This window comes from Litoribacter ruber, assembly GCF_018449405.1.
GTDB classification, from domain to species: domain Bacteria; phylum Bacteroidota; class Bacteroidia; order Cytophagales; family Cyclobacteriaceae; genus Litoribacter; species Litoribacter ruber.
In genome coordinates, this window is sequence record NZ_JAHCMY010000004.1 from 107809 (window position 1) to 119515 (window position 11707).

An 11707-nucleotide genomic window follows, 5' to 3' on the forward strand; every position below is an offset into this window, starting at 1 on the left:
CTTATCCACTCCGTATTAAAACAGAGTGGATACATAGAGGAACCGAAGGAGAACCAGGGTGAAAAAGGAGAGGAAATCCATGTAAGTTCTATTTAATATACCGATGACCTATCGTTTAGATAAGGAATAATCATTTTGCAATTGAGGCTGAAATTGATTGGTTAGCAAGAGATCACCATCATCATTAAACTTCCACCATCGGTCGTCCGACATCCAATCATCCCACAAAAAAAGCCCTTCACTTTTCAACTATCTCTACACATGTTTCCAACACTAAATAAAAAAATAATTGAAAGAGACGCAGCAAATTTGGACTGTTACAATGTAAACGCACAATTCAAAGTAAGGACATACACTCATAAATCAGCATAAAGCTTGTTTTCGAAGGGCCCAAGTAAAATAATTAATTTCTTATTTTGAAAAAAAAAAAAATAGTTCATATTATTGGTTAGGCTTTTAGGTAAAAGCCTGTTTTGGCCAAAACTTTTTAAAATTTAAATTTTTAACTAAAATGAAAAAGTCTTTCTTAGTATTTTCAACCTGTTTTCTATCCTTATTTGGTAGCTATACAATGGCTCAGGAGGCATTACCTGAAGATGGTTATGCAATGAGAACAAAAACCTGCCCAAATGGGGAACAAACTGTAAACAGGTGTGTGTACGTTAGTTACAATTCAACCTGTGATCCAGGACAGCAGGAGTTATGTGATTAACTTAATGGAGGGAAAATATTCCCTCCAAATTAAAACTTCAATCCAATGAATTTTAAAATTAAGTCTATTTTAATATTAGTAATCCTATTCTCTAGCTGTCGGCCTAATTCCAAGAATGATTCTACTTCTTTTTCAATCGACTTGACAAAATCGGAAATAAGCAACCTTTCGGATTTTGTCGACACTATTGAGTATGTTTTGCTAAAAACTTCTGACAATCAAAATCTTGTATCGCCTCATAGCGTAAAGTTTTGGGAAAACAGCATTTATGTACAGGATCATTCAACCAACGAACTATTTGTTTTTAACAATTTCGGAACGGTTGACAAAGTTCATCAACCTACAGGCAGGGGCCCAAATGAGTATTTCCAGATACAGGATTTCCATATTAATTTAGAGGGAAACCTGACCTTACACGACCCAATACTTTCAAAAATCCAAACTTACGGTCAAGATGGATTTCTCATAAACGAGTTCAAGACATCAATAAGAAGCCAAAACTTTTATGATACTAAAGACTTTACTCTTTTTTTCATGTCATACAGCACAGAATTGAGGGAGCACAATTTCTTAAGAAGAGAAAAGAATTCAGGAGCTTATACAGAATTCATCAAAATACCACAGGAAAAGTCAAATCTTACGAAGCATGACTCCCATTTGGGTTTTATTGTTAACCCTTATAAAAATGAAATTATATTCACTCCACACAGTTCAAGTGAAGTTGCATTTTTTGATCAAAAGAATGGAAATCTTATAAGAAGTATAAATTTTAATTTCGGGAAACATTCACCCCCCTCAACTATTTGGAAAAACAATTTAAAAATCCTCAATGAAGAAATAGCCCAGAAATCTTATGTAAAAGAAATTGGAGCATTCTTCCCTTTCCAACACCATTATCTAATGTATGTAAGGCAGGGAACTAAGGATAGACATTATATCCTACTCAATAATGAATTTGAGGTAGTCAGACAATTAATAAGCCCTACAAATGATATCGATAACATTGAACTAAATACACTGCCCTGGTCCCATACTCAAACCGATATAGTTTACTTAAAAAGATCAAAAGACATCTTGGATAATTATCGAAACTTGCAAGAGCATAATGAACTAAGCAAGACAAACAGTAACATTCATGAATTTATTCGCTTACATCAAGAACTATTGGACGATGATATGTGGGTGATAGTAAAATACAAATTGAAGCAGGAGCTATAAAAAAAAGGCCCTTAACTTTTCAGCTAAGGGCTCTGTGTTTTCAATATATCTATTCTTAATTACCGCCAAGTGCTTCAGCACCGGCAACAATTTCAAGAATTTCATTGGTAATAGCTGCCTGACGGCTTCTGTTGTATAGCAACCTAAGGTCTTTAAGCAACTCGCCGGCGTTTTCAGTAGCTTTGTCCATGGCAGTCATCCTAGCGCCGTGTTCAGAGGCATTGCTTTCCAAAACAGCTTTGTAAAACTGAATCTTCAAGGAAGTTGGCACGAGTTCCTCAATGATGTACTCTCTGCTTGGCTCCAAGATGTAATCCACCTCATTGTTAGCTGCGGCAACCTGCTCACCTTCAGTGGCAGTATTTTCCATTGGCAGAAACTGCTCAGCTCTTACAATTTGGGTAGCTACGTTTTTAAATTCATTGTAAACCACGATTACTTGATCGAATTCTCCAGAAGCATATCCTTCCATTGCTCTTTCCGCTGCAGCTCTTACTTTATCAAAAGTAAGGTCCAAGAAAAGGTCCGAAAAATCGGTAATCATGTTGAAATCTCTTTTCTTATAGGCATCAAAAGCCTTTTTTCCGATTGGCATTACTGTTACATTCTCACCCGCAAACTGGGTGTTAATAGTAGCCATGGAAGCCTTGATGATGTTGGTATTGAATGCACCACAAAGACCTTTATCAGAAGTCACAGGCACGATCAAAACATTCTTGATCTCCCGCTTTTGGGCGTAAACAATATCCGCTTGAGATTCGCTGGCAGCGGAAACATTATTGAGAATGGCAGTAAGTTTTTGGGAATAAGGACGCATCTGGACAATCTTGTCCTGTGCCCTTCTCAGTTTGGCAGCCGACACCATTTTCATGGCTTTGGTTATCTGCTGGGTAGATACAACCGAGGTGATCCTTTCTTTTACTTCCTTTAAATTAGCCATATTTACTAGACAAGTATATCAAAAACCTCCCAGCTCAAAGCCAGGAGGAATGTTTTCAATAATTAATTAGAGTACTTTGGAGTAAGTTCAGCGGCAGCTTTCTTAAGGATTTCTCCAGCGCCGTCGATATTACCCTTCTTGATGTGGTCAAGAGCCTCTGGATAAGTATTGGTGATCAAAGTATAGAACTCCTTCTCGAAAGCCCTTGCTTTTTCAACCGGAACTTTGTCCATCAAACCTTTAGTAGAAGCATAGATGATAGCCACCTGAAGCTCTACAGCTACTGGAGAGTATTGAGGCTGCTTCAAGATCTCTTGGTTTCTTCTACCTCTTTCGATAGTTCTCTTGGTAGTAGCATCAAGATCAGAACCGAACTTGGCAAAAGCTTCCAATTCACGGAACTGGGCTTGGTCAAGTTTCAAAGTACCGGCTACTTTCTTCATAGCTTTGATCTGGGCAGCACCCCCTACTCTGGATACCGAGATACCTACGTTAATCGCAGGACGGATACCGGAGTTGAAAAGGTTAGTCTCCAAGAAGATCTGACCGTCAGTAATCGAAATTACGTTAGTCGGGATATAGGCAGAAACGTCACCAGCTTGGGTTTCGATGATTGGAAGGGCAGTCAAAGACCCGCCACCTTTCACCAAATGCTTGATAGAATCAGGCAAATCGTTCATCTGCTGGGCGATGGTATCGGAAGAGTTGATTTTGGCAGCTCTTTCCAACAATCTTGAGTGAAGGTAGAATACATCACCTGGGTAAGCTTCACGTCCCGGAGGTCTTCTTAGAAGAAGAGAAACCTCACGGTAAGCAACAGCTTGCTTAGAAAGATCATCATAAACCACCAATGCAGGACGTCCTGTATCTCTGAAGAATTCACCGATAGAAGCACCGGTAAATGGAGCAAAGAACTGCATCGGAGCCGGATCAGCTGCAGAAGCTGACACCACTACTGTATAAGGAAGGGCACCGCCTTTTTCCAAAGCAGCCACGATACCGGCTACTGTGGAAGCCTTCTGACCTATAGCTACATAGATACAGAAAACAGGCTCGCCTCTGTCATAAAATTCTTTTTGGTTAAGAATGGTATCAATCGCCACAGCAGTTTTACCTGTCTGACGGTCACCAATGATCAACTCACGCTGACCTCTCCCGATTGGAATCATGGCATCGATTGACTTCACACCTGTCTGAAGAGGTTCTGCTACCGGCTGTCTATAGATTACCCCAGGGGCTTTACGCTCAAGTGGCATGTCATAAAGTTCACCTGCAAGAGGGCCTTTACCATCGATTGGGTTACCCAAGGTATCCACCACTCGGCCTAGCATGCCTTCACCTACTTTGATGGAAGCAATTGTTCTTGTTCTCTTTACGGTGTCACCCTCCATTACTTCTTTGGAGTCACCGAAAAGTACCGCACCCACGTTGTCCTCTTCAAGGTTAAGAACCATGGCCTTCAAGCCATTTTCAAACTCAAGCAACTCACCAGCTTGAGCCTTTGAAAGTCCATAGATACGAGCTACACCGTCACCAACTTGTAGGACGGTTCCTACTTCTTCCAGTTCAGCTTCAGTTCTAGCACCTGAGAGCTGTTCTCTCAATATTGCCGAAACTTCATCAGGTCTTACGTCTGCCATTCTTAAATATGATTAGATAGTTATTGCTAATTTGTTAAATATGCTTCTCGTACAGGTTTTGGGAAAACTGAAGACGAAGAGCGTTCAATTTGGAATTCAAAGACTCATCAAGTTGCCTGTCGCCTACTTTCAGCACAAATCCACCAATGATATCCTTGTTTACTTTCTCGATAAGTTCAACTTCCTGCTTGTTGGAGATTTGCTTGACAATCTTCTTGAACTCCTCTCTCTGCTTGTCATCCATGGCAAAGGTAGTGGTCACTTCAGCCACTTGGATTCCCCTGTGCTCATTGTAAAGATTTACAAACGCTTTGGCAATGTCCAACAAGAGAGACTCTCTGCCTTTTTTGGACAGGATGTCAAAGAAAGCAAGCGTAAGCTCGTTTCCATTAGGAAAAAGGGCTTTCAATACTTTAAGCTTCTTATCACCTTTGATCACCGGGCTTTTGATAGCACTGACAAACTCTTTGTTTGAGGTGCCAATAGCCAATAGCCGGTTCATGTCCTCACGCACTCCTTCCAATACCCCTTTCTCGATCGAAAGGTCAACCAGGGATTTGGCGTATCGGGAGGAAACTCTAAATACTGACATGGATTAGGGTTTAGTTTAATTTAAGATCGCTAACAAATTCTTCCACAAGAGCTTTCTGGGAAGACTCATCCTTCAATTCTCTTCTCAACAATTTCTCGGTTACTTCAAGAGAAAGAATAGCCACTTGGTTTTTCACCTCAGCAAGAGCCGCCTTTTTCTCGGTTTCAATTACCGCCTTTGCGTTGGCGATCATCTCCGCACCGGCTTTCTCGGCCTCCAGCTTGGCTTCCTCGATCATTCTGGCCGAAGTTTCAGATGCTTTCTGAAGAAGTTGATCTCTTTCCAATCTGGCTTCCTGAAGCAAAGATTCATTCTGAGCCTTCAAGTTAGCCATTTCATTTCTGGCATTTTCTGCAGCAAGAATGGCTGATTCAATAGCCTGCTCTCTTTCTTCCAATGCCCCCAGGATTGGTTTCCAGGCAAATTTGGCCAAAAGAACAAACAATATGATAAAACCTATTGCTTGCCAGATAATTAAGCCCGATTCAGGTAGTATAAGATCCATCTTTATTAAATGTTATATTTCTTATTCGTATTTGTTCAAATTTAAATAAGGAGCCGACCTAAAGCCGACTCCCATTCTTTTGTTCTTAGTTGAAAGTAAGACCACCTGCGTTAAGAGCAATAAGTAGACAAACTACTACTGCAAACAGGGATACAACTTCCACAAGAGCTGCAATGATCAACATAGCCGTCTGGATTTTACCAGCTGCTTCAGGCTGACGGGCAATAGCTTCCATAGCTTGACCACCAATTCTACCGATACCAAGAGCTGCGCCTATCGCAACAACACCAGCACCAATACCTGCTCCCATAAGAGCTAGACCTGCAGACAATAATAATGAAGTTAACATACGTGTTATTAGTTATATAAATTGAACAAAGAAATTTTAATGCTCGGTTGCTTCATGATGGTGCTCGGCTACTGCTGCGCCGATATACATCGATGTAAACAAGGTAAACACATAGGCCTGGATAGAGGCTACCAAGATTTCGATCAAGTTGATGAAAATCACCATGATGGTACTCACTACGCCAATGGCATAAGATTCAAAGATAAAGATCAAGGCGATAAAGGCCAAGATCACAATGTGACCCGCAGTGATGGCTACAAACAAACGGACCATCAAGGCAAAGGGCTTAGTAAACAGACCCATGATCTCTACAGGTACGATTACCAACAACAATGGAATCGGAACTCCAGGAGTGGCAAACACGTGCTTCCAATAATCCTTATTGCCGTTAAGGTTAACCACAATAAAGGTGATGGCTGCCAATGTAGCCGTTACCGCGATGTTACCAGTTAAGTTGGCAGCACCAGGGATCAAGCCCAACAAGTTACCTATCCAGATAAAGAAGAACAGGGTAAGCAGGTAAGGCATAAATTTCTTATATCTCGGCCCGATGTTAGGCAGGGCGATTTCGTCTCTTACAAACAATACAACTGGCTCGATGAAAGAAGCAACACCTTTCGGAGCACTATTTGGCCTTTTCTTGTAGTTATTTGCCGTTGATATCATTAAAGCTAAAATCACCAGGATTACGATAAACATCATGGCGACATTCTTCGTAATAGATAAGTCAGTGATTGATCTTGATTCATCTACAGCAACCAATTTATCATGGTCATCGATAATGTATCCTTCATGCTCTTTTCCGAAAGTATGGGTTTCCGGATCAATAAAGTCACTTGAGGAAAACACCTCTACACCTCTATCTTGAGAATAAACGATTACAGGAAGAGGAAGCGTCACATGGGTATGGCCTACGGTAGCAAAATGCCACTCGTGGGAATCCTTGATGTGATGCATGATAAAACCAGTCTTATCTTCATCCGAACCAGAGGCTGCAAAAGCTGCCGGTGCGCTCAGCAAGAAGGCTGATAATAAAACACTTAGAAACAGAAACTTACGGATCATCAAATCAATTTTTAGAAACCTACTTTGAATGCGGGCGCAAATTAGTTATTAACCCGTATATATCAAATAATAAATACAACAAATAAACCGCAAAGAAATTAGTTACAAACAGAATAATATTGTCCAATCCTAAAAACAGAAAGATCAGGATATACCCCAAACTGAAGAAAAATCTGAAAATAGTAGCCCCCAGTACAACTTGAGCAAAATTTTCTTCTCCATTTTTTAATATCAATTGGGTTAAAAACACCATAACTAAGGTGAGAAAGAAGAAAAACAAAATAATGTTCCAAACCTTTGCATGAAGCAACTGTTCAAATCCCAACATGGAAATGATGGCAACAAGGGCGGCAATTCCCAATGTAAGGCCAATCAATTTGGTATACATGGAGGAGAAAATCTTCATTTTATTCTGCGTACTTTTTTCGGATTGCAAAGTTACGGCTTTTTATTCCGAGATTCCTCCCTTTCATCTGCTTTTATCAAGAGAAATAGCTGATAGAAAGCCACTCCTATGGAAAGGAATACAAACAGAAGAAGCCAGATGGGAAACTTCATCTGGCTTCTCTCTTGTACTTTGAGTCCCACGTAGACCCCCAGCCCAATCACTCCAAACATCTGAAACGCCAAACCTATATATTTGACATAGGTAGGGACATTATTTGACGAGGAGTTTTTCTTTGGATTGTTCATGATTATTATTGACGGTTTGTTTGGCCTCGCTGTCCACGGATATCACCTCGGTCATATGGCATTTACCATTGAACACGGCGCCATTTTCGACAACCAGCTTTTTGGTCACCATATCACCTTTGATTACAGCGGATCTTTTCAGGTAGAGGGCTTCACTGCACTTGATCTCCCCTTCAATGTATCCTGAAATCTCCACTTCCACAGCGGAAATGTTGCCAATAATACGGGCGGATTCACCGATCACCACCTTCTTCTCGGATTTCAAAGTTCCTTCTACAGTCCCTTCAATCCTAATGTTGCCCTGGGCTACAATTTCGCCGGTGATCTTAGTCTCCTTGGCAATAACGTTACTTGAATTTACCATCTCAGTAACCGCTTTCTTTTCTTCATTCTTAAACATATCAATCAAAGGTTATAAATTCCTGGGGATTAAGCGGGGTGCCTTTGTACCACAACTCAAGATGTAAATGCTGGCCGGTAGTCTGTTCGCCCGTGTTCCCTATTATAGATATTATCTCTCCTGCCTGAACAAGGTCTCCGACCTTCTTCAATAATACAGAATTATGCTTATATATTGAAATTAATTCATTCGAATGCTGCACCCCAATATTATATCCTGTCTCGAGGGTCCAATGGGCAAAGATTACACTTCCCGCCGCAATGGACTTTACAGGCTCGTCTTCGGCAGCGACGATATCCACCCCAAAATGCTCCGCAGCCGGATCAAAACTTGAGGTGACTAGACCCTGTAGCGGTGGAAAGAAATACACCTCCGTGAAAGTCCCGCTGGAAAGCCGCTCAAAGCTCCCTTCTGAAGGCTGGGTTTCAAACTCATCCAGAATCCTTTGGGTGGCCTCCCCTCTTTTATAAAGGTCAATTCCCCTCCGATCCATTTCCAGCGTCGCTTCCTCCGGCCTTTGGCCCGTGGTGTCCATCACCTCCCCACGTATCAGGTGCATGATGTTGGTCACATACTGGTCCTTGGCGTGCACCTCTTTATATAAGGAGTCAACCGTGGCCGATAGGGCTATTAACTTCTCCGTATTTTCCGACTCTTGATGAACGGGGTCAAACCAGCGACCCAAAAGTGTTTTGGACAGGATCAAAGCCAGTCCAAACACTAGGATAAACCCTAGGAATGTTAGCAATCCTATCTTAATTTTGGTCAAACTGAAACTGTTTATGACTGAGAAATCCTCTTCTCTGCGTATGACAAACAAATATTTAGTTTCGAACCAGTTTTTTATCTTTTGGGAAATACTCAAATTGCAATAATTTTAAATATGCTGCTCTTGCAAAAATAGAATATTAATTTAAAGCGTTTAATATTTTAATACAAAAGAGCTAATTTGCCTCCTGGTAATGACGACAAGAAACAGATTTTCAAAGTATTTATTTTCGGTTTTCCTTCTTGGGATGCTGGTGGCCTGTAGTGCGGAGAGAAACACCTTCACGAGTCGACTTTACCATAACACCACCGCCCGATACAACGCCTATTTCCTGGCCAAAGAAAAAATTGCGGAAGTAGAGCAAAACATTGAACTGGCCCATCGGGAGGACTATTCCGAGCCTTTGCCGGTATTCTTTCCTATCGACAGTGCCACCATAGAGCAAAATGAGGGCTTGATTGAGGATGCCCATGGGATGGCCTCCAAGGCTATCGATTGGCACAAAAATAGCAAATGGGTTGACGACAGCTATTTCCTGATCGGCAAGATCCAGCATTTGCAGGCAGACTTTGACGATGCCATCAACACATTTAAATACTTGAATGTAAACAGCAAGAAGAAGGACGTCAGGCACCAAGCCCTAGTGCAGCTGTTGCATGCCTTTATAGATCTCAAAAAATTCGATGATGCCGCCTATGTGATTGACTTTTTGTCAAAAGAAACCGGTATAAGCAAAACTAATAGGCAAAAGCTTTACCTCACGCTGGCTTACTATTATGAAGTACGCGGGGAGAGGGACGGCATTGTCTCCTCTCTGGACAAGGCGGTAGAGCTGACAAGCAACCCCAAGGAAAAATCAAGGATAAATTTCATCTTGGGCCAGCTATATCAGCGGGCAGGCTTTGACGCTGTGGCCTATGAATATTATCAAAAAGCCCTCAAAGGAAATCCTCCCTACGAACGGGCATTCTTTTCCCAACTTTATTCCCAGCAGGTGGTGGAGCTGGAAAAAAGCAAGGATTTTAAGAAGGTAAGGAAATATTATGACGAGCTGTATGATGACCGAAAAAACCGGGACTTACGGGATGTGATTCTTTATGAGAAGGCCTTGTTTGAACTCAAGCAGGATAATCAGGATGAGGGAATCCGCCTACTCACACTGGCGGCCAAGGAAGAAAGCCCCAACCCCAGGCAGAAAGGCTATATTTATCATAAACTCTCCACCATTTACTTTGATGAAATGAAGGATTACCGTGCTGCCAAGTACTACCTTGACAGCGCAGTAGAAAACTTTAAGGAAACGGACCGTCTCTATGCATCCATACAGCTCAAAAAAAAGGTGCTCGATGATTATGTGCAGAACTTTGAGGTGATCCAAAAGAACGACAGTTTGCTCCATCTGGCCTCCCTCCCTAGGGATGAGCAGATCCAAGTGGCCGAAGCGTTTATAAAAAGTGAAGAAGAAAGGCTGATCAGGGAGGCTGAAATGAAAAACCAGCAGAAATCTACCGGCATATTTGACAACCTTCTAGCCTTTGGAGGCAGGGGCGGAGGGTCATCTTTTTATTTTGACAATCCCACCGCGATGCAGCAGGGCTCCATCGACTTTTACAGAATTTGGGGCAATAGGCCTCTGGAAGACAACTGGCGAAGGAGCAGTAAAGGGTTTCAGGAGGCAATTGGGGAAACCTTGGATCAAGCAGACAGTATAGAGAATACCGAAACAGAGGAGCAACCAGAGATTGTCCTTCCAGACCTTGACGATCTGCTTAACCAAATCCCGAGCGAAAAGTCGGTATTAAATGAGATGAAGGCTGAAATGGAAGAGTCCTATTTTCAACTTGGAAAGATTCTCTACATAGATTTAAAGGAACCCAACAGGTCCATTGGATACCTGAACCGCCTGCTTTCGGATTATCCACAAACACCCAAAAAACCCGAAGCCTATTATACCTTATATATGGCCTCCAGAGAGGCCGGACTACCCCACGGGCAGTACAAGGAAATTCTTAACAAAGATTTCCCTGATTCACCGTTTACCAAATCCCTTAATAATCCTAATCAGGGAAGTTCATCCCAGGACCACCGTGCAGCTGGGGAGCTCTACCGTCAAGCCTATGAACTTTTCAACCAAAAAGAATATTTATCTTCTAGACAGCTCGTTAGAAGAGCATTGGAAGATTACCCGCTGACTAGGAATACCGAGAAGCTTTGGTTGCTTGATATCATGGTGTCACACAAATTGGATGGAGAGAATGCCTACAAACTGAAGCTTGAGCAGTATTTGCAAAGCGTGGAAGACAAGGATCTGGAAAAACTGGCAAGGAAAATGTTGGCACTTGTGGCAGGTGAGGACAAGCCCCTCCAGGCCAATAAAAATCTGGATGAGAAGGCAGAGCTAGACACTCCTGACACCTTACTAGTGGCAGAGGAGGAAGTCAAGGAACCTTCCCCCTATAAAGAAAACCTTGAGCAAACCCACATATTCATTTTGGCCTTGGAGCCAAAGCAGAGCCAAGAGGCTAAACACCTGACGGCCGATTTAGAAAATTTCCATTCCAGACATTATGCAAATGCCAGACTACGAACGGGTACCATATCCATCAACAAGGAAAACACCCTGATAATAATCAGCCCATTTGGTAAGGCCGATAAAGCCCTGGAATACCGGGAAAAGTTCTTAACTGAATTTAACAGCGACGACCTACCACCTGAAATAAAAAATAGTAGTTTTGTAATTTCGATAGAGAATTTCCAACAGTTAAATAAGCGTAAGGACATAGAAGAATACAAGGCTTTCTATAAAGAAGCTTATAAATAAAAA

The 11707-nt window shown here is 41.8% G+C and carries 12 protein-coding genes; 2 read left to right on the top strand and 10 right to left on the bottom strand.

The window, feature by feature from the left end; translation table 11 throughout:
- The first annotated feature begins 757 nt into the window (after positions 1 to 757).
- Complete coding sequence (locus tag KI659_RS09280; RefSeq protein WP_213945070.1) at positions 758 to 1930, top strand: 6-bladed beta-propeller; 1173 nt, start codon at positions 758 to 760, stop codon at positions 1928 to 1930.
- A 55-nt stretch (positions 1931 to 1985) separates the two neighbouring features.
- Here KI659_RS09280 and atpG read toward each other — a convergent pair whose 3' ends face one another.
- The 10 genes from atpG to KI659_RS09330 all read right to left on the bottom strand — a co-directional run bounded on the left by atpG (position 1986) and on the right by KI659_RS09330 (position 8883).
- Positions 1986 to 2870 carry an ATP synthase F1 subunit gamma gene (gene atpG / locus KI659_RS09285; protein WP_213945071.1) on the bottom strand — a complete coding sequence of 295 codons (885 nt, stop codon included), beginning with the start codon at positions 2868 to 2870 and terminating at the stop codon, positions 1986 to 1988.
- A gap of 62 nt (positions 2871 to 2932) precedes the next feature.
- Complete coding sequence (atpA, locus tag KI659_RS09290) at positions 2933 to 4510, bottom strand: F0F1 ATP synthase subunit alpha (RefSeq protein WP_213945072.1); 1578 nt, start codon at positions 4508 to 4510, stop codon at positions 2933 to 2935.
- Between the two features lie 34 nt (positions 4511 to 4544).
- A complete protein-coding gene (gene atpH / locus KI659_RS09295; RefSeq protein ID WP_213945073.1) occupies positions 4545 to 5102 on the bottom strand; it encodes an ATP synthase F1 subunit delta in 558 nt (185 codons plus the stop codon).
- Between the two features lie 10 nt (positions 5103 to 5112).
- Positions 5113 to 5607 carry a F0F1 ATP synthase subunit B gene (gene atpF / locus KI659_RS09300; protein ID WP_213945074.1) on the bottom strand — a complete coding sequence of 165 codons (495 nt, stop codon included), beginning with the start codon at positions 5605 to 5607 and terminating at the stop codon, positions 5113 to 5115.
- A gap of 85 nt (positions 5608 to 5692) precedes the next feature.
- Positions 5693 to 5956 carry an ATP synthase F0 subunit C gene (gene atpE, locus KI659_RS09305; RefSeq protein ID WP_035076334.1) on the bottom strand — a complete coding sequence of 88 codons (264 nt, stop codon included), beginning with the start codon at positions 5954 to 5956 and terminating at the stop codon, positions 5693 to 5695.
- A 36-nt stretch (positions 5957 to 5992) separates the two neighbouring features.
- Positions 5993 to 7021 (bottom strand): F0F1 ATP synthase subunit A, encoded by a 1029-nt coding sequence (gene atpB, locus KI659_RS09310; RefSeq protein ID WP_213945075.1) that lies wholly within the window; start codon positions 7019 to 7021, stop codon positions 5993 to 5995.
- Positions 7022 to 7040: 19 nt separating this feature from the next.
- Positions 7041 to 7427 carry a hypothetical protein gene (locus tag KI659_RS09315; protein WP_213945076.1) on the bottom strand — a complete coding sequence of 129 codons (387 nt, stop codon included), beginning with the start codon at positions 7425 to 7427 and terminating at the stop codon, positions 7041 to 7043.
- A 32-nt stretch (positions 7428 to 7459) separates the two neighbouring features.
- The gene (locus tag KI659_RS09320; RefSeq protein ID WP_213945077.1) at positions 7460 to 7714 is read right to left on the bottom strand and encodes an AtpZ/AtpI family protein; all 255 of its coding nucleotides are present in this window, start codon (positions 7712 to 7714) and stop codon (positions 7460 to 7462) included.
- Positions 7680 to 8114 carry a bactofilin family protein gene (locus tag KI659_RS09325; RefSeq protein WP_213945078.1) on the bottom strand — a complete coding sequence of 145 codons (435 nt, stop codon included), beginning with the start codon at positions 8112 to 8114 and terminating at the stop codon, positions 7680 to 7682. Before KI659_RS09325 ends, KI659_RS09320 begins: the two co-directional genes overlap by 35 nt.
- A 1-nt stretch (position 8115) precedes the next feature.
- Entirely contained in the window at positions 8116 to 8883 is a 768-nt protein-coding gene (locus KI659_RS09330; protein WP_317194905.1) for a M23 family metallopeptidase, read from the bottom strand.
- A gap of 193 nt (positions 8884 to 9076) precedes the next feature.
- On the opposite strand from KI659_RS09330, the gene porW reads away from it, so the two are divergent.
- Positions 9077 to 11704 carry a type IX secretion system periplasmic lipoprotein PorW/SprE gene (gene porW / locus KI659_RS09335; protein WP_213945080.1) on the top strand — a complete coding sequence of 876 codons (2628 nt, stop codon included), beginning with the start codon at positions 9077 to 9079 and terminating at the stop codon, positions 11702 to 11704.
- Positions 11705 to 11707 lie beyond the last annotated feature (3 nt).